Raw genomic sequence first — 17827 nt, 5'->3', positions numbered from 1 at the left:
GCCGTACGCAGTTCCCCGCCCCAGGGCGTGGAACTGCGTACGGCCGCCGACTTCGCCGGCGACCCGCGCCCCCTGTTCGACCTGGACGCGGAGACCACGGAGGACGAGCCCGGCGACCTCGACGCGGAGTTCGACGACTACGAGCGCTGGCTCGCCGAGACCTACCGCCACCCCCTGCTGGACCACGCCCTGAGCACGGTGGTCGTCATGGACGGCACGCCCGCCGCGTTCACCGCGGTCCACACGGACGGCCGGGACCGCTACTTCACCGCGATGACGGGCACGGCCCGTGCCTTCCGCGGCCGGGGCCTCGCCAAGCTCGCCAAGAACGACTCCCTGCACCGCGCCCGCGCCGCCGGCTACGCGGAGGCGTTCACGGGCAACGACGCCGGCAACGGGCCGATGCTCGCGGTCAACAAGTGGTTCGGGTACGAGGTGTGCGCGACGGAGGTGCGGTATGTCCGTGAACTCGGCTGAGCCCCGGGAGGAGGGGAGCGGGGTGGACGTCGTCCTGCTCAAGGCGGGCCGTACGAAGATCCGTTACCCCGCACGGCTGTTGAGCGACGACGGCATCCGCATCGTGGTCCACGCCGCCTGGGCGACCGAGGGCGTACGGGACTTCGGCTTCGTACGCTTCGGGCCGGGTGACGTGTTCACCGAGTACTACTGGCGTGACCGGTGGTACGCGGTGAAGGAGGTCCGGGACGCCCGGGGCGGGCTGAAGGGCTGGTACTGCGACATCACCAGGCCCGCCACGTTCTCCGGTGGCGAGGTCGTCGTCGAGGACCTCGACCTGGACCTGTGGCGGTCGGCCGACGGCAGGACCGTACTGCGGCTGGACGAGGACGAGTTCGAGGAGAGCGGGCTCGCGCGGAGCGACCCTGAGGCCGCGGCCGCCGCCGTCGCCGCCCTCGACACGCTGGAGGCGCTCGCCACCACCGAGGGCGGCCTGGAGGCGCTGCTGTCCTAGCCGGCACCGGTGCGGCCGTCGTAGCCGGTAGCGGTGGCGGTGGCGGTGGCGGTCAGAGGCTGGCCACGATCGCGTAGCGCTCGTCCTCGACCTCCCTCCCCCACAGCAGCGGGTCGTCCTCCAGCCGCACCAGCTCCGCGTCGGACACGAGGGGCGCCAGGAGCCCGTACAACCGCTCGGCCGGTATGCCGACCGGGCTGACCGTGCCCCACACCCCCTCGACCAGCACGAGCCGGCCTCCGGGCCGCAGCAGTCCGCGCCAGTGGCGCAGCACGCGGCCCGGGTCGGGCAGGGTCCACAGCACATGGCGGACGAGGACCACGTCGAACCGCTCCTCGCCCACGGGCGGGGCCGCCGCGTCGCCGACGAGGAACACGGCGGGACGCCCGGCGAGCTTGGCGCGGGCCAGGGCGACCATGGCCGGGGAGGAGTCCACCCCGGTCACCCGGTGCCCCTGCTCGGTCGCGAGGAGTGACAGGCTGCCGGTGCCGCAGCCGACGTCCAGCACGTCGCAGGCGCGCCCCGGCAGCCAGTCCCGCAGCCGGGCCGCCCAGGCCTCCCGGACGGCGGGTTCCCGCAGGCCATGATCGGGTTCGTCGTCGAAAGCGGGGGCTTCCGCGTCCCAGTCGACGGCCCTGGGAGGCTCATCTGCCGCCGGGTTCTTCGGTGTTCGCGGAGCCGGGGAGGTTTCGCCGTCGTCGATGTTGGTCATGCCGCCAGAGTGACACCTGCCACTGACAGTCCAGATGGTGACAGCCGCCACTGACAGAGCACGAACGATGAGTAACGCTCCCGGAAAAGGTCTACCTCCGTGAAAACGCGGAACACGGTAGACGCAAGGAGGCAGCCATGCGCCGTACGACCGTGCAGAAGCCCCTGAGGAAGTCCACGTCCCGCCGGGTGCGGGACGAGGCCGACGAACGCCCCGTCGAGCGCCGGGAAGTGCGAAAGGACATCGCGCGCACCTGGTGGCCGGACGGCTGAGCCCTCGCGCGCCGGCCGCGAGCACGTACGCGCGTCCACCGACTCCAGCAACCTCCAGCAATTCCATCGACTCCCGCAGCAGCCCCGACGCCCGGACCGCGGGCGTCGGGGCGTGCGTACCACCCCCTGGCCTCGAAGGCCCCGATCAGGCCCCTGACCGCAGGGTGCGGTCCAGCAGGTCCAGCAGGGCCGTCCAGTGGCGTTCCGTCGCCTCGGCGTCGTACGCGGCGGTGTCGGCCTGGGTGTAGCCGTGCGGGGCGCCCGCGTAGACCTCGGTGCGGTGGCGGACGCCGGCCTCGGTGAGCGTCTTGTCGAGCAGGTCGATCTGCTCCGGGGGCAGGGACGGGTCGTCGTCGGCGTGGCCGAAGTAGACCTCGCCGGTGATCCGGGGCACCGTCAGGTGCGGGCTGTCCGGGGCGTCGGTCGCCAGGCCTCCCCCGTGGAAACCGGCCGCGGCGGCGACCCGTTCGGGGAAGGCACCGGCCGTGCGCAGGGCCAGCCGGGCACCCATGCAGTACCCGGTGATCCCCACCGGCCCGTCGGCGGCTCGCGGGCTGTCGGCCAGCCACCCCAGGTACGCCGCCGCGTCCCGCAGCGCGAGGTCCGGCGTCAGCGCCAGCATGGCCGGCAGGATCTGGTCCCATATCTCCGGGCGCGCGGCAGGGTCGATGAACTCGGGCAGGTCGAACACCGGGGTCCGCCCCGACCGGTGGAAGACGTTGGGCACGAGGACCGTGTACCCGGCACCGGCCAGCCGGTCGGCCATCCCCCTCAGGTGCGGCCGGAGCCCGAACGCGTCCATGTAGAAGAGGACCGCCGGATGCGCGTCGTCGTCGTCGGGGTGGACGAAGTAGGCGTCCACGGTGCCGTCCTCGGTGACGATGTCCACGGATGTTCCGCGTACGGCGCTCATGTGCGGGTCCCTTCTCTACGGCGGGTACGAATCCACGACGGGGTACGAATCCACGACAGGTACGAACGGGCCCAGTGTCACGCACCGAGGTAAGAAACGGATCTTCGGCAGTCTTCCAACAGCCCTTCCTGAGCCCTTGGTTAGCCCATCCTTAACGCCACCATAAGGATCCCCCCGCACCCGCCCTCAGCAGGCGATTCCGCGGTTCCTTGGGGCTAGCTTGCTGATCGCCCCCGGCATCCGGGACCACCCGGGAGCCGTTCAGGACCGTTTCGAGGAGTGCGCCGCCATGCCCGCTGCCCGCCGCGAGGCCACCGTGTCCGCCACCGCACGTGTCGTCGGTGCGCTGGGGAAGGTCGGCGCGCTGGGGGCGGTCGGCGCCGTCCCGCTCGCCCTGACCGTGTTCGCCGCAGGACCGGCCGTGGCGCACGGGTCACTGGGCGACCCGGTGAGCCGGGTGGCGCAGTGCTACGCGGAGGGCCCCGAGAGCCCGAGGTCGGCGGCCTGCCGGGCGGCGGTCGCGGCCGGCGGCACCCAGGCGCTCTACGACTGGAACGGCGTACGGATCGGCGACGCGGCCGGCCGCCATCGGGAGCTGATCCCGGACGGCGAGCTGTGCGGTGCGGGCGACGAGGCGTTCAAGGGCCTCGACCTGGCCCGTGCCGACTGGCGGGCGACGAGCGTGCGCGCCGGGTCGTACGCCTTCGCGTACCGGGTGACGGCCCCGCACAGGGGGACGTTCAAGGTGTACGTCACCAGGAGCGGCTACGACCCGTCCCGGCCGCTCGCCTGGGACGACCTCGACCTGGCGAACCCGGTGGCGACCGCCACCGACCCGGCCGCGTCGGGCGGCTTCCACAGGTTCTCGGGCACCCTCCCGCAGCGCTCCGGCAGGCATCTGCTGTACACGGTCTGGCAGCGCTCGGACAGCCCGGAGGCGTTCTACTCCTGCTCGGACGTCTCCTTCGGCGGCGGTTCGGGCGGGGACAGCGCCTCGGCGCCCTCCGAGGAACAGATCGAGCGGGGCGCCGACCAGTCGACCGTCGAGCACGGCGGCCACGGCGACAACGACGCGAGCGCGACGACGGACCCGACGCCGAAGGCATCGGCGACGGCGCGGGCGTCGGCCCAGGGGTCCGCGGGGGCCGCCTCCGACGACGCGTCGCCGACCGCGAAGTCGACGACGGCGGGAAAGTCGGTGGTGGGGACCGGTTCGGGCGGCCTCGCGGAACCCGCCGGCGGCGAGGACGGCCTCGCCGACACCGGCGGCGACGGTCTGACCCCGTATCTGGCCCTCGGCGGCGCGGCCGTCCTGGCGCTCGGTTCCTCCCTCCTCTTCGCCGCGGCCCGCCGCCGCGCGACGACCGGTGGCCGGCACGGCCGATGACGACTTCCGGGGCCTGTCGGGCGGCTCAGGCCGGACAGGCCCCGGCGGAACGTACCGGCACGTGTCAGCCGACGACCGACAGGCAGGTCGTCGGGGTGGCGTGGGCCGGGTCGAGGGCGTTGACGACCTCGTGGAACGCGATGCGGTCGAGGAGCCCGATGGCCGCGTGCTCGGAGAGGTCGAGCGCGCAGAGGTCCTGGATGACGATGTTGCGTACGTTCGGCCCGTCGAGGAACTGGGACCGGTACGGCGTGACCACCTCGTCGTACTTGGTGGCGAGGACCGTGTAGGTGACGCCGGGGACGGTGTCGCCGCCCGCGTTGAGCTTGGTCAGGAAGGGGGACCCGACCACCTGGTCGGCGAGGGCCGGGGTGGCGGTGGAGAGCAGGTCGCCGGCGCCGGGGAAATGGTCGAGGAGCTGGGTGAGGCCGTTCAGGGTGGTGCCGTGGTTGGAGGGCGCGATGCCGACGAGCGCGTTCACCTCGGCGGCCCCGCCGAGGAACTTGAGGTAGTAGCGGGGCATCATGCCGCCCTGCGAGTGGCCGACGAGGTCGGCCTCGGCGGCGCCGGTCGCGGCGAGCACCCGGTCGACGAAGGCGTCGAGCTGCTCCGCCGACTTCTCGATGGGACCCAGGCCGTTGAAGAAGGCGACGCCGGGGAGTTGGCCGTAGTCGAGGGAGTAGACGCAGTAGCCGCGGTTCACCAGGTACGGCGCGAGGCCCAGCCAGTTGTCGACGGAGTTCGCGAACGTCCCGTGGACGAGGACGACCGGGCGGGGGTGGGCGCTGGAGGGTGTGCAGGAGTAGTCGTTCCAGCCACGGCTCGGCGCCGCGGCCGAGTCGGCGGCCTGAGCGGCGGTGACGGGCACGAGGGTCGCCGCGGCGGCCAGGCACAGGGCGGCCAACGGTCTGATCAGGCGCTTCCAGGGCAGCATCGGGTGATCTCCTTGCGGCTCAAGGGACGTGCGACGACGTTCGCCCTGTGATCCGGATCACGAGGATGCTGTTCTTCTCGCCAAGTTACGGGCGAGTAGGAAAAGGGGGAAGTTACGCGTCAGTAAAAACTTCAAGTGATGATCGGGACCACTGACACGTGACGTCGAACCGTCACCAGGCGGGCTTGATGGGACCGTAGGGCGCGATACGCAGCAATCGGTCGCGCAACGCCCGCACCTCACCCGCTCCGCCGAGCGTCTCGGCCCACGCCGCGACCACCTCGGCCGCCGCCTCCTCCGCCGCCCGCGTGCAGGCCCAGCCGCGTTCGGTCAGCACGACCAGCCGGGCGCGGGCGTCCCTCGGATGCGGCCGGCGCTCCACATAGCCCTTGCGCACGAGTTCGTCGGCCAGCTGACTGGCCGCCTGCTTGGTCACCCCGAGATGGGCGGCGAGATCGGTGACCGTCGCACCGTCCGGAGCGAGCCGGGCGAACGCGAACCCGTACGAGGGCCGCCCCTCGAAGCCGCGGGCGGCGACCCCTTCGTCGATACGGCGCGTCAACTCACCGGCGGCGGCGAGCAGGGCGGCGGACAGGGCCAGGGCTTCGGAGTTCTGCACGCCTGCATTGAAACACCCTTGACGAATCGGTCAAGCAGCTTGACCATAAGGAAAGTAGTCAAGCTCCTTGACCATTTCGTCCGAAGACTTCCGAGGACCCGAAGACTTCCGGATTCGAAGAACTCCGAATCTCCGAAGACTTCGACTTCCGAGGACTTCCCGAAGGCACCCCGAGACCCCAGGAGGCCCGTATGCCTGTCGTCCGTTCGTCCGAAGCCGTCGTCCACGAGATCCACGGCGCCCGTTTCGTCTCGTACGCCACTCCGCTCACCGGCAGCAGGGAACTGGCCGCCTGGCGGGGCGAGATACCCGCCGGGACCAGGGCGCCCGCGCACACCGTCAACCGGGAGGAGATCTTCCACCTCCTCGGCGGGGAACTGCTGATCACCCTCGACGATCACACCCACCGCGTCACGGCGGGCGACACGGTGATCATCAACGCCGGCACGACCGTCACCGTGGAGAACCCGACGACCGAGGTCGCCACGTCCTGGGTCACCACCTCCGTCGGCCTGGAGGCGGAGCTGGCCGACGGCACGCGGATCGCGCCGCCGTGGGCCAACTGATCGCCCGCCCGGGGTGTCACGCGGCCAGCGTCCCCGGCATCACCGCGTGCGGGCCGAACTTGGCGCGGGCCAGGTCGGCGACCTCCTCGATACGGCGGACCTTCTCGTCGACGGGGTCGAAGGCGAGCTGGTGCGAGGCCTGGTCGGCGGGGGTGAGCCCCTCGGCGCGCAGGGCGACCGCGCGGACGCGGGCGCGCTGGAGGCCGAGGGCGTCGTACAGGGCGTAGGCGGTCGCGGTCAGCGCCGGGGAGTGCGCGGTCGGCTCCTTGAGCGTGCGGGTGCGGGTCGTCGAGGACCGGTCGGCGTAGCGGACGGTGAGGGTCAGGGTGCGGCAGACCTTCTCCAGGGCGCGCAGCCGGGAGCCCAGCTCCCCGGCGCCGGCGAGCAGGGCGCGGCGGTGCCGGTCCGGGTTCAACTCGTCGTACGGGAAGGTCTGTTCGGTGGCGAGTGAGCTGGCGACGGCGTTCGGCACCACCCGCCCCCGGTCGACGCCGTTGGCCTTCTCGTACAGGTCACGGCCGGTCCGCGCACCGACCAGACGCTGCAGTGTGGACAGGGGTGCGCAGGCGACCCCGCCGAGGGTTTCGAGGCCGTACTCCCGCAGGGTGCGGGCGGTCGCGGTGCCGACGCCGGGCAGCGCGCCGACGGGCAGTTCGGCGAGGAAGTCCACGACGAGGTCTTCGGGCACCGCGCAGGGCGATCCGGGTGCCGCCGCACCCAGCGCCAGCCGCGCCGTGAGCGGTCCGGGCCCGGCGCCGATCACGCAGTCGACGCCGTACAGCGCGAGGGCGCGGACCCTGATCAGCCGGGCCAGTTCCTCGGTGTCCCGGCCGAAGTACCGTTCGGCGCCCCGGAGATCGGCCAGCGCGCCGTCCGGCGGCAGCGCCTCCACGACCGGGGTGAAGTCCTCGACCAGACCGAGGAGACCGGGCAGGGCGGCTTCGTACCCGGACGGCAGCTGGAAACGTACGCAGAGGATGGTCATCCCGCACTCCCTGGGCTCTGGTGCCACAACTTCCGTATCTGAGAAGGACCTTGTGAGGGCTCTTCGCCCGCGGGCCGCAGATCGGCCCATGGATGCATCTCGTATCGGGTGGGCATCCGGATCCGCCGCCCGGTGTCGCCGCGCCGCCCGCCGCCACCCTCGGGCGCACCGCCGTTCCCGCTGTCCCCGGTGTCCATGGGTTCCGGCTCCGCCAGCCGCGGTGCCACCGCGTCGAGGCCGCCCTCGCGCCGCAGCTCCACCAGTTCGGCGAGGTTCCAGGCGGCCGCGCCCACCACGCTGAGGCTGCGCGGTCCGCGCCGCTGCACCACTCCGCGCACCAGCAGCAGCCAGGAGTGGAAGACGGTGTGGGCACAGGCGTCGTGGGAGTCGTCGAAGAAGGCGAGGTCGACCAGGCCGGTGCCGTCGTCGAGGGTGGTGAAGACGACCCGCTTGCCGGAGCGGATGGGCGGGGTCTGGGTGGCCGCCTTGGCCCCCGCGACCAGCACCGTCTCGCCGTGCCGCGCCGCGCGCAGCCGCCGCGCCGACACCACGCCCAGCTCGTCGAGGAAGGCCCGGTGGTCGTCCATCAGATTGCGCGAGACATCCATCGACAGTACGCCCAGCTCGGCGCTGAGCCGTTCGGCGGAGGACAGGTCCGGCAGACCGGCCGAGGCGGTCTGCCGGCCCCCGGACAGCGGGAGTTGGCCGCCGCCCGCGCCCCGAGCGCCCCGGTGCAGTTCGGTCAGGTGCAGTTGCAGATCACGCCGGTTGGCGCCGAACGCGTCCAACGCGCCGATCTGGGCGAGCCTTTGGGCGAGCGGCCTGCTCGGCCGCGCCCGTTCCCAGAAGTCCAGCAGCGAGGCGTACGGCTGCCCGTCCGCGATCCGCGCCGCCTCGGCCTCACTGATGCCGTGCACATCGGAGAGCGCGAGCCGGATCCCCCAGGCCTTCTCCTCCCCCGACCCCCTTGATTCAGACACCAGTTCGATACGGTGGGCGACCGCGGACCGGTTCACGTCCACCGACAGGATCGGCACCCCGCGCCGCCGCGCGTCCGCCAACAGCAGCCGCTTCGGGTACATGCCGGGATCGTGCGTGAGCAGCCCTGCGTAGAAGGCCGCCGGATGATGGGCCTTCAGCCACGCCGACTGGTACGTCGGCACCGCGAAGGCCACCGCGTGCGCCTTGCAGAAGCCGTACGACCCGAAGGCCTCGACGATCTCCCAGGTCCGGGCGATCGTCTCGGCGTCGTACCCCTTCGCGGCGGCGTGCTGCGCGAACCAGACCCGGATCCGCCCCTGCGACTCGGGGTCGGACAGCCCGCGCCGCACCCGGTCGGCCTCGTCCCGGCCGCAGCCGGTCATGAGGTGCACGATGTCGATGACCTGCTCGTGGAAGACGACCACGCCGTACGTCTCCCGCAGCGGCTCCGCCAGGTCCTCGTGCGGGTAGCGGGCCGGCGCCCGTCCGTGCCGGGCCGCGATGAACGGCCGCACCATGTCGGCGGCGACCGGCCCCGGCCGGAACAGCGAGATGTCCACCACGAGGTCGTGGAAGGTGGCCGGCTGGAGCCGCCCCACCAGGTCCCGCTGCCCCGGCGACTCGATCTGGAAGCAGCCCAGCGTCTCGGTGGAGCGGATGAGTTCGTACGTCGCCGGGTCGCCCGCGCCCCGTTCGAAGTCGAGCGCGTCCAGGTCGACCCGCTCCCCCGTCGCCCGCGCCACCTCCGCCACCGCGTGCGCCATCGCCGACTGCATCCGCACCCCCAGCACGTCGAGCTTGAGCAGCCCGAGGTCCTCGACGTCGTCCTTGTCGAACTGGGACATGGGCAGCCCCTCGCCGCTGGTCGGCATCACCGGCGTACGGCGCAGCAGGGACGCGTCGGAGAGGAGCACCCCGCACGGATGCATGGCGACCCCGCGCGGGAGCGCGTCCAGCGCCTCGACCAGCTCCCACAGCCGGCCGTACCTCTCCTTCTCCCCCGCCAGCTTCCTGAGTTCGGGCAGCTCTTCGAGCGCCGCGCGCGCGTCGCGGGCTCTGATGTGCGGGAAGGACTTGGCGATCCGGTCGATGTCGGCGGGGTCCAGGGAGAGGGCGGCGCCCACGTCCCGGACGGCGTGGCGGACGCGGTACGTCTCCGGCATCGCGACGGTCGCGACCCGCTCGGTGCCGAAGCGGTCGATGATCGCGCGGTAGACCTCCAGCCGGCGCGCGGACTCCACGTCGATGTCGATGTCGGGCAGCGCGACCCGCCGTTTGGACAGGAACCGCTCCATCAGCAGCCCGTGCTCGACGGGATCGGCGTGCGCGATGTCCAGGAGGTGGTTCACCAGGGACCCGGCGCCGGAGCCGCGCGCGGCGACCCGGATCCCCATCTTGCGTACGTCGTCGACGACTTGAGCGACCGTCAGGAAATAGGAGGCGAAGCCGTGGTGGGCGATCACGTCCAGCTCCCGGTGCATCCGCTCCCAGTACGCGCGCCGGGTGTCGTAGCCGTGCCGCACCATCCCCGCGGCCGCCCGCGAGGCCAGTACCCGCTGGGCGGTGCGGCGGCCCGCGCCGACGAGACGCGGCTCGGGGAAGTGGACGGTGCCGAGGCCGAGGTCGTCCTCCGGGTCGACCAGGCACTCGGCGGCGGTGGCCCGGGTCTGCTCCAGCAGCCGGTACGCGGTGTCGCGGCGGTACCCGGCGGCCTCGACGACCCGCTCGGCGACGCCCAGCATGGCGTCCGCACCCTTGAGCCAGGCCTCGCCGGAGTCCAGCTCCCCCCGGGGGTCGACGGGGACGAGCCGCCGGGCCGCGTCCAGGACGTCGGCGACCGGGCCCATGCCGGGGTCGGCGTACCGGACGGCGTTGCTGAGCACGGGCCGTACCCGCTGCTCGGCGGCGAAGCCGACGGTCCGGGCGGCCAGCCGCAGCGAACCGGGGCCGGTGCCCTCGCGCCCGTGCCACACCGCTTCGAGGCGCAGGGCGTCGCCGTACGTCTCCCGCCAGGGCAGCAGGAGCTTCGCCGCGCGGTCCGGGCGCCCCGCGGCCAGCGCGCGCCCCACGTCGGAGGCGGGACCGAGAAGCACGGTGAGGCCCTCGGCGCCACACTCCGACCAGGGCAGCAGCGGCGGCACCTCGCTCCCGCTCCTCTCCGGGCCGCCGTCCGCATGCGCCGCCGAAACGATTCTGCACAGCTCGGCCCAGCCCTTGGCGCCCTCCCGGGCCAGGAACGTCACCCGGGGTGTCGACTCATCGAGGAAGGCGCCGCCGCGCACGGGGGCCCGCCGCCGCACCTGCCGTCCGGAAGGTGCGGGCGCCCCCACCGCCAGCTCCACCCCGAACAGCGGACGGACCCCGGCCTCGGCGCAGGCCTTGGCGAACCGGACGGCGCCCGCGAGGGTGTCCCGGTCGGTGAGCGCGAGGGCGTCCATGCCTCGCTCGGAGGCGCGCTCGGCCAGCCGCTCCGGGTGCGAGGCCCCGTACCGCAGGGAGAACCCGGAGACGGTGTGCAGATGCGTGAACCCCGGCACACGCACCTCCCGCACTCGATCCACCAGTCGCCCAGCCACTCGCCCAGCCACTCGATCGGCCAGTCGATCGACCACTCGATCAGCCACTCGGCTCGAACATCAGTTCACAGCCTCCTCGCCTCCACCATAGACCACTTTTCGAACTTCTGTACGACAACCATTCGGCCCCGCCCCACCTGCGCAAACGCCACCCGACTCCGACCGTGGGGACATGACACAGACGGCCGGGCCCGCCCACGGATCCTTCCTCGACGAGCTCAAGGACGGGGTCACCCCGCGGGCCGTCCTGCTCGTCGTCGGGGTGCTCGCCCTGCAGCTGCTCTTCATCGCCTCGTACGTGGGGGCGCTGCACCACCCGAAGCTCAGGGACGTGCCGTTCGGGGTGGTCGCGCCACGAGCGGCGGCCGAGCAGGCGGTGACCCGGCTGGAGGGCCTGCCGGGCGAGCCGCTGGACCCGCGGACGGTGACGGACCGCTCGGCGGCGCGCGAGCAGATCCTGGACCGGGAGATCGACGGCGCCCTGCTGATCGACCCGGCCGGCACCACCGACACCCTGCTGGTCGCCTCCGGCGGCGGACGCACCCTGGCCAACGCGCTGGCCACCCTGGCCACCGCGTTGGAGCGGTCCGAGGGCCGCACGGTGCGGACGGTGGACGTGGCCCCGGCCGACATCGGGGACGCCAACGGGCTCACGTCCTTCTATCTGGTCGTCGGCTGGTGCGTGGGCGGTTATCTGTGCGCGTCGGCGCTGGCGATGAGCGCGGGGGCACGGCCCACCAACATCCGGCGCGGGGTCATCCGCCTCGGCGCCCTCGCGCTGTTCTCGGTCCTCGGCGGACTCGGCGGCGCGGTCATCGCCGGCCCCGTCCTGGGCGCCCTGCCGGGCAGCGTGGCGGCGCTGTGGGGACTGGGGGCGCTGGTCGTCTTCGCGGTGGGCGCGGCCACGCTGGCGCTCCAGTGCGTCTTCGGGATCGCCGGCATCGGCGTGGCCGTCCTGCTGGTGGTGGTCGCGGGAAACCCGAGCGCGGGCGGCGCGCTGCCGCCACCGCTGCTCCCGCCGTTCTGGGCGGCGATCGGCCCGGCACTGCCACCGGGAGCGGGTGTCTGGGTGGCCCGCTCGATCGCGTACTTCGAGGGCAACGCCATCACCGGCCCGCTGCTGGTGCTCTCCGCCTGGGCAGTGGCAGGGGCCGCCATCACCGTGGTGATGGCGGCCCTGAGGAAGAAGCCGACGGATCGGCCGGTCGGCTGATCCGCTGTCAGCCGATCTGTGTGCCGGTCGCCGACAGCGCCTCGGTGACGGGCTGGAAGAACGTCTCGCCGCCCGAGGTGCAGTCGCCGCTGCCGCCGGAGGTGAGGCCGATGGCCTTGTCGCCCGAGAAGAGCGAGCCGCCGCTGTCGCCGGGCTCGGCGCAGACGTCGGTCTGGACGAGGCCGTTGACGATGTCGCCGTTGCCGTAGTTCACGGTGGCGTCGAGGCCGGTGACCGTGCCGCTGTGGACCTGGGTGGTCGAGCCGCTGCGGGTGACCTTCATGCCCACGGTCGCCTCGGCGGCCCCGGAGATGGCCTGCGTGGAGCCGTTGTAGAGGTTGACCTCGCTGGGGTGGTCGACGTCGGCGGTGTACTTCACCAGGCCGTAGTCGTCGCCGGGGAAGCTGGAGTCGGCGTTCTCGCCGATGACCTGGCCGCCGGCCGACCACGTGGAGATGCCCTCGGTGCAGTGACCGGCCGTCAGGAAGAACGGCTCGCCGCCCTTGACCACGTTGAAGCCGAGGGAGCAGCGGCCGCTGCCGCCGGTGATGGCGTCGCCACCCGCGACGAAGGGCTTGTACTCGCCCTTGGTGCGCTTGAGTTCGGCCTTGGCGCCGAGGCCGTCCACGACCTTGGTGAGTCTCGCCAGTTCGGCCTTGGAGACGGTGCGGTCCGCGGTGACGACGACCTTGTTGGTGGTCGGGTCGGTGGCCCAGGCGGTACCGGGGATGGTGGCGTCCGTCTTGAGGGTCGTCCGGGCGCTCTTCAGCTCGGCGAGGGAGTTCTCCACGATACGGGCCTTGGCGCCGGCCGCCTCGACGGTCTCGGCGGCTGCCTCGTCGAGCACGTTGACGACGAGGAGCTTGCTCTCCGCGTCGTAGTACGTGCCGGCCGCGTCGGCGCCGAGGTCCGCGTCGAGGGTCAGGGCGAGCTTTCCGGCCGCCGTGATGGAGAGCGCTTTCAGCTCGGGGGTCGGCGCGGTCTCACTCGCGTTCGCAGTCTGGAAGGTCACTCCCGCGGCGACCAGTGCGGCGATACCCGCACCCGTCACGACGACACGGCGCCTGGATATGCGTCGGTGCTTCAACTTGCGTCCTCCTGTGGGGGGTTGACCGAGGGGGGTGTGGGGCCCCGCTCGGCCGGAAGGCGTACGGGCAAGGAGGCGACAGACGGTAAAAACGCCGCGTCCATGCCAACTGTGCGGCGACAACTATTCCTAGGCGCACAGGGAGCACACAAGGTCGACTTCAGGCCGAGCGCACACCGAGGGCGCACGCCCCGTATGTCATTACCGTCCGGTAACGCCCCACCTGACGGTCACAGTAATTCGCACTGCAAACACGCGAAGCAACGACCTCGTCGACAACGGGTGAGGTCTAGTCCTGGCTGAAAAGCATCTGCCGCGGAGCGGCACTTCACGAGCGGGCTCGGGGCGAAGCCGCTGCTTTGCAGGGGCGCGGAGACCGCGCCGGAAGCCCCACCGGCCCGCGACCGCCCCACCGGACAGTCCTCGCGAGGCGTCCCGCACGCCACCGGAACAACGACGAGCCCCCGCACACATGGTGTGCGGGGGCTCGCTCGCCGCCGGGCCGTGGACCTGCCCGTCTCCGTCCTGCTGCGACTGAGTGGGGAACCGGCGCCGGGGGGAAATGCGCCGGCTCCCGTTCAGCCTGGGGAACTGCCGATCGTCGGCCTAGTAGACCGAGACGCCGTACGCGCTCAGGGCCTCGGTGACCGGCTGGAAGAAGGTCGTACCGCCGGAGCTGCAGTTGCCGCTGCCGCCGGAGGTCAGACCGTACGCCACGCCGTTGCTGCCGTAGAGCGGGCCGCCGGAGTCGCCTGGCTCGGCACAGACCGTGGTCTGGATCATGCCGTAGACGACGTCGCCGCCACCGTAGTTCACGGTCGCGTTGAGAGCGGTCACGCGTCCGGTACGGGTACCGGTGGTGGAGCCGGTGCGGATGACGTTGGTGCCCACGCTCGGGGTGGCCGCGCTGGTGATGTTCACGTTGCCCGCGGTGCCGTCCTTGACGATGGACGTGTTGCTGTAGCGCACGATGCCGTAGTCGTTGGTCGGGAAGCTCGACCCGGTGGTCGGGCCGAGGACCGTGGTCCGGCCGGAGTTGGAGTACCAGGTGCCGGCGCCGTCGGTGCAGTGACCGGCGGTCAGGAAGTAGTAGGTGCTCCCGCTGCGGACGTTGAAGCCCAGGGAGCAGCGCCAGCTACTCGCATAGATGGCGTCGCCGCCCTTGATCAGCTTGTTGAACTTGCCCGGGGTCCGCTTGATCGTCAGGGCGTCGGCGTTCTCGCCCGCCGCCTCCTTGATCTTCGCGAGCTCACCCTGGGAGACGGTGCTGTCGATGGTGACGACGACCTTGTCCGTCGCCGGGTCGATCGCCCAGGCGGTGCCCGGGACATCGGCCTTGAGCACCGATGAGCTGGCGCTCTTGAGCTCGGAGGCACTGAACGTCTGGGTGCCTGCCGCGTTGGCGGTGGGGACCGTGACGGCGGCCGCGGCCGCGAGTCCGGCGGTCACGGCGATCAGCCGGGTCCGTCTCGCTATGCCGCTGCGGGGGGTGGTGCGCTTGATCCTCACTGTTCGTTCCCTCCAAAGGGAAGTCGGGGGCCCGCGTGGGGTCGGGGCCCGTGAGGCGCAGATCAGGGACATCGGTCCGGATTCCGGACACGCCGTGCCCCTGACAAGGCGCTGGGGGGAAGTATTCGGCCGTACCGCCGACCCACGCAAGGGTGCCTTTCGGCCTCTCGGAACCCAACCGGCGCGCCCTCCATGCCAATTGATCCCACCAGGCCATATGTGCGGGTTCTGTGTGCATCCTTGTCGGCTCCCGGAGGGATCGGCCGACGGGTCGTCGGAGCAGGCCGCAGGGCCCGGAAGCGTCGATCACCACTATCGTCGGCCGGGGTGGAGGCCACCGCCCGAGGCGCCCGGTCGGAGTACCCGGGTCCACCGCCCGGGGGTGTCCGGAAGCACTGCGTTGGGCCGTTCAGCCGTTCGACTCCGCCGCCCGGGGTCGTGGACGGCCTTGAGTACGGCCGCACTTGGCAAGGCGCCCACGTCCGGCGGCGCGTCATGACGCTCCCTCGGTCACGACGTGCCGGTGGGCGGGCAGGGCGAGGCCCAGGTGCTCGCGGAGCGTGCTGCCCGGGTAGAAGGTGCGGAACAGCCCACGGTGCTGGAGCAGCGCCACCGTCCCGTTGACGAGTCGCTCCAGGTCACGGCGCGGCTCGACGGGGACGAGATGGAAGCCGTCCGTGGCCCCGGCCCGGTGCCAGTCGGCGATCAGCTCGGCGAGGGCGACGGGTCCGCCCCGGTAAGGGGGCCGTCCGTGGTCCGTCGCGGCCCTCCCCCGCCGTGGCCCGGCTCGGCCGCGTGTTCCCCACCGCCGAGGTCCACGCGCAGACTCACCAGCACCCGCAGCTCGTCGGGGTCGCGTCCGACCACGGCCGCCCCGTCCCGCAGCTCGGTCCGTACGGCGTCGGCGTGGGCCGGGTCGGCGACCCGCAGGAGTGCCACGTCCGCGTACCGGGCGGCGGCCCCACGGCTCTCCCCCTCGGTCACGTCGACGACCCGCACGGGATGTCCCTGCGACGGCCGGGCCCCCGTCGAAGCCCTCCGGGCCGGGAGCCCGGCATCCTCGACATCCGCGCCACCCCCGAAGCCGACATGACGCGCCTTCACCGGCCCCGTCTCCTCCGCCGTGCCCGGCGCCTCGATCCACCACCCGGCCCGCCCTCGGCTGACCCGGTCGAGCGTCGCCACGGCCGCCCGCACCCGGCACGGCTCGGCGGGCGTCCCCGTCACCACCGGCACCAGCCCGACCCGACCCGGCCCGTCTCCGGCGCCACCCGGGCCGACACCGCGAACGCGTCCGGGCCAGGCCGCGCGGAGGCGTCCCCGACCGTCACGAAATCCAGCGCCCCGCGCTCCGCGAGCCGGCCGAGCTCGACGAACGCCTCCGCGTCGTCCTCCGCCCGCTGATCAATGGCTACGGCCAGGTGCAACCGCCCCCGACCGTACGACGACCCCATCCCGACCGGCCTCTCTCCACTCCGGCCCACAGGACCACGTACAGAAACCACCTCGGCTCGACCTCACGCCGCCGCGCGGTGCCCGAGGTCGCGCAGGAACGCGAGTACGGCCCGGGCCGTCGCGTCGTTCTGACGGAAGGCCGGCCCGCCCGTACGCGGCCGGGTGAACGCTCCCGGCGTACGGCTGTTCGTGCAGGGGCCGAGGGCGAAGCGTCTGGGGTGCGGGCGCCCGGCCCGGTCCAGGACGCGCCCGTCCCCGGGGTCGACGGCGACCAGCCCCTCCGCCGTCTCGACGACACCCCCGTCCTCGTACAGCTCGCGCAGCAACCCGTCCCGCACCCGCGCGACCGTCGGCTCCGGCAGCCGTCCCTCGACCAGCGCCCTCGCCTCGACCGACCTCCCGGGCACGGTGGCACCGGACGCCCGGAACGCCCCGTCCCCGGTGGTCACGGCCATGTCCGCCCCGACGAAGTTCAGGACGCCGGCCCACGACAGCGCGAGCATCTGCCGCAGCCGCAGCCCGGGCGGCCCGGGCGGCCCGGAGGCGAGGTAGGTGAAGAACCCGTGCCACCAGGACCCGACGTCACCGAGCCGGATCAACTGCCCGTAGACGGAGAGCAGTCCGAAGAAGACCCCCAGGTCCGCACTGAACGAGCGATCATGACTGCGCGCCAGATCGGCCTCGGCATAGCCGCGCAGACCGTCCTGCAACTCCTCGTACGATCCGAACCGCACCCCCTCCAGCTGGCGGTCCAGCGCGGCCAGGTCCAGCCGGTCGGCCGGGGCCGGCACCGCCGAGGCCACCAGCGCCGCCCGCTCCCCCGCGTCCGCCGCCGCGTGGATGGTGGTGGACGGTGACGCCCTCGGGCAGGCCGGCCACGGCGTTCTCGTGCATCCAGCGCAGATACGCGCCCTGGGTCCGCCGGTCCGCGAAGGCCCGCCCGTCGAGGCCCGCCCACTCGTACAGGGTGGGCCCCTCCCGTACGGGCCCGTCCATGCTCACCGTCTCGTCGGTGAACATGGTGACGTCCTCGGCCTGCGAGTTCATCCACAGCAACGGTGACTGCTCCGCCCGCCAGATGCGCCCGGCGCCCGGCGGATGGGGATCGACGAGACGGATGTCGAAGCCCGCGCGTCCTCCTCCTGTTGAGCTGAGCCGATCCCACCGCGCGCCCCGATCCCGAGGGGCGCCGTTCGCATTTCCCGCGGCCTTCACACACGCACCGTTCCTGAAGACTGAGCAGGAGTGAGCCTGACTCAGCCGCACGCCCCGAACGGTCTTGAGCGCTCCCCCACTGCCTTAAAGGGCGTGGGAGGTGCCCCCAGGTCCCCGGCGTACTCGACCCCGAGGCAGCGACACGCATCCTGTGCGTGGTCCGATCCCGGGAGGTCGGTTCCCTGTGCGACCTGGCCAGGTGGGTACGACCAGTGGCGACGGGGAGGCCCCGAACCATCTCTCCGGTGGAGCGGGGGCCCCGCCCCGCACGCCGACGCCATATCCGGTGTCCCAGATCGCGCGAGCACGTCAACCCGGACGGCCAAGGGCGCCGCAAGCCAGGAAGCCGACCATCACACGATCGAGTAAAGCGGCCTTATGCGCACTCCTAGGCGAGCAGCGCCAAACCCCTCCCCTCGCGTTCCCCCGTTCC

At 72.4% G+C, this 17827-nt stretch carries 14 protein-coding genes and 2 pseudogenes; 6 read left to right on the top strand and 10 right to left on the bottom strand.

Annotated elements, in window-relative coordinates; genetic code table 11:
* The coding region (locus P1P70_RS24145; protein WP_413471534.1) for a GNAT family N-acetyltransferase at positions 1-477 on the top strand (477 nt) is incomplete at its 5' end.
* A complete protein-coding gene (locus P1P70_RS24140; protein ID WP_319241130.1) occupies positions 458-970 on the top strand; it encodes a DUF402 domain-containing protein in 513 nt (170 codons plus the stop codon). The genes P1P70_RS24145 and P1P70_RS24140, both read left to right, overlap by 20 nt.
* A gap of 52 nt (positions 971-1022) precedes the next feature.
* On the opposite strand, the gene P1P70_RS24135 is transcribed toward P1P70_RS24140, so the two are convergent.
* Entirely contained in the window at positions 1023-1682 is a 660-nt protein-coding gene (locus tag P1P70_RS24135) for a class I SAM-dependent methyltransferase (protein WP_319241128.1), read from the bottom strand.
* A 137-nt stretch (positions 1683-1819) separates the two neighbouring features.
* On the opposite strand from P1P70_RS24135, the gene P1P70_RS24130 reads away from it, so the two are divergent.
* A complete protein-coding gene (locus P1P70_RS24130) occupies positions 1820-1954 on the top strand; it encodes a hypothetical protein (protein ID WP_086751667.1) in 135 nt (44 codons plus the stop codon).
* A gap of 145 nt (positions 1955-2099) precedes the next feature.
* Here the strand turns inward: P1P70_RS24130 and P1P70_RS24125 are convergent, their stop codons facing one another.
* Positions 2100-2867: a dienelactone hydrolase family protein gene (locus tag P1P70_RS24125; RefSeq protein WP_319241126.1), complete on the bottom strand. Its 768-nt coding sequence runs from the start codon at positions 2865-2867 to the stop codon at positions 2100-2102.
* A gap of 289 nt (positions 2868-3156) precedes the next feature.
* Between P1P70_RS24125 and P1P70_RS24120 the strand changes: the two genes are divergently transcribed.
* A complete protein-coding gene (locus P1P70_RS24120; protein WP_319241124.1) occupies positions 3157-4254 on the top strand; it encodes a lytic polysaccharide monooxygenase in 1098 nt (365 codons plus the stop codon).
* Positions 4255-4318: 64 nt separating this feature from the next.
* Here P1P70_RS24120 and P1P70_RS24115 read toward each other — a convergent pair whose 3' ends face one another.
* Entirely contained in the window at positions 4319-5188 is an 870-nt protein-coding gene (locus P1P70_RS24115) for an esterase/lipase family protein (RefSeq protein ID WP_319241122.1), read from the bottom strand.
* Positions 5189-5360: 172 nt separating this feature from the next.
* Positions 5361-5807 (bottom strand): MarR family winged helix-turn-helix transcriptional regulator, encoded by a 447-nt coding sequence (locus P1P70_RS24110; protein ID WP_319241120.1) that lies wholly within the window; start codon positions 5805-5807, stop codon positions 5361-5363.
* A 191-nt stretch (positions 5808-5998) separates the two neighbouring features.
* Here P1P70_RS24110 and P1P70_RS24105 point away from each other — a divergent pair, with 191 nt between their 5' ends.
* Complete coding sequence (locus P1P70_RS24105; RefSeq protein ID WP_319241118.1) at positions 5999-6373, top strand: cupin domain-containing protein; 375 nt, start codon at positions 5999-6001, stop codon at positions 6371-6373.
* 16 nt (positions 6374-6389) lie between these two features.
* On the opposite strand, the gene P1P70_RS24100 is transcribed toward P1P70_RS24105, so the two are convergent.
* Together P1P70_RS24100 and P1P70_RS24095 are read right to left on the bottom strand one after the other, a co-directional pair.
* Positions 6390-7358, bottom strand: coding sequence for a DNA polymerase thumb domain-containing protein (locus tag P1P70_RS24100; RefSeq protein ID WP_319241116.1), 969 nt, complete (start codon positions 7356-7358; stop codon positions 6390-6392).
* The gene (locus tag P1P70_RS24095) at positions 7355-10876 is read right to left on the bottom strand and encodes a DNA polymerase III subunit alpha (protein WP_319241114.1); all 3522 of its coding nucleotides are present in this window, start codon (positions 10874-10876) and stop codon (positions 7355-7357) included. The genes P1P70_RS24100 and P1P70_RS24095 overlap by 4 nt, the downstream gene beginning before the upstream one ends.
* 211 nt (positions 10877-11087) lie before the next feature.
* Here P1P70_RS24095 and P1P70_RS24090 point away from each other — a divergent pair, with 211 nt between their 5' ends.
* The gene (locus tag P1P70_RS24090) at positions 11088-12128 is read left to right on the top strand and encodes a DUF3533 domain-containing protein (protein WP_319241112.1); all 1041 of its coding nucleotides are present in this window, start codon (positions 11088-11090) and stop codon (positions 12126-12128) included.
* A 7-nt stretch (positions 12129-12135) separates the two neighbouring features.
* On the opposite strand, the gene P1P70_RS24085 is transcribed toward P1P70_RS24090, so the two are convergent.
* From P1P70_RS24085 to P1P70_RS24070, 4 genes and pseudogenes are all read right to left on the bottom strand, one after another.
* Positions 12136-13215: a S1 family peptidase gene (locus P1P70_RS24085; protein WP_319241110.1), complete on the bottom strand. Its 1080-nt coding sequence runs from the start codon at positions 13213-13215 to the stop codon at positions 12136-12138.
* A gap of 606 nt (positions 13216-13821) precedes the next feature.
* Complete coding sequence (locus tag P1P70_RS24080; RefSeq protein WP_319241108.1) at positions 13822-14724, bottom strand: S1 family peptidase; 903 nt, start codon at positions 14722-14724, stop codon at positions 13822-13824.
* 493 nt (positions 14725-15217) lie between these two features.
* Positions 15218-16178, bottom strand: a pseudogene (locus tag P1P70_RS24075) (LLM class flavin-dependent oxidoreductase).
* A gap of 63 nt (positions 16179-16241) precedes the next feature.
* Positions 16242-17394, bottom strand: a pseudogene (locus tag P1P70_RS24070) (FAD/NAD(P)-binding protein).
* Positions 17395-17827: the final 433 nt, after the last annotated feature.

It is taken from the genome of Streptomyces sp. MB09-02B (genome assembly GCF_033794485.1).
Classification (GTDB): Bacteria; Actinomycetota; Actinomycetes; order Streptomycetales; family Streptomycetaceae; genus Streptomyces.
This window is presented reverse-complemented; position numbering and strand designations above follow the sequence as displayed.

Excerpts from the sequence above, each read along its gene's own strand:
- P1P70_RS24105 (WP_319241118.1), top strand. The coding sequence starts at position 5,999 with ATGCCTGTCGTCCGTTCGTCCGAAGCCGTCGTCCACGAGATCCACGGC.
- P1P70_RS24100 (WP_319241116.1), bottom strand. The coding sequence starts at position 7,358 with ATGACCATCCTCTGCGTACGTTTCCAGCTGCCGTCCGGGTACGAAGCC.
- P1P70_RS24140 (WP_319241130.1), top strand. The coding sequence starts at position 458 with ATGTCCGTGAACTCGGCTGAGCCCCGGGAGGAGGGGAGCGGGGTGGAC.
- P1P70_RS24125 (WP_319241126.1), bottom strand. The coding sequence starts at position 2,867 with ATGAGCGCCGTACGCGGAACATCCGTGGACATCGTCACCGAGGACGGC.
- P1P70_RS24115 (WP_319241122.1), bottom strand. The coding sequence starts at position 5,188 with ATGCTGCCCTGGAAGCGCCTGATCAGACCGTTGGCCGCCCTGTGCCTG.
- P1P70_RS24135 (WP_319241128.1), bottom strand. The coding sequence starts at position 1,682 with ATGACCAACATCGACGACGGCGAAACCTCCCCGGCTCCGCGAACACCG.
- P1P70_RS24130 (WP_086751667.1), top strand. The coding sequence starts at position 1,820 with ATGCGCCGTACGACCGTGCAGAAGCCCCTGAGGAAGTCCACGTCCCGC.
- P1P70_RS24120 (WP_319241124.1), top strand. The coding sequence starts at position 3,157 with ATGCCCGCTGCCCGCCGCGAGGCCACCGTGTCCGCCACCGCACGTGTC.
- P1P70_RS24090 (WP_319241112.1), top strand. The coding sequence starts at position 11,088 with ATGACACAGACGGCCGGGCCCGCCCACGGATCCTTCCTCGACGAGCTC.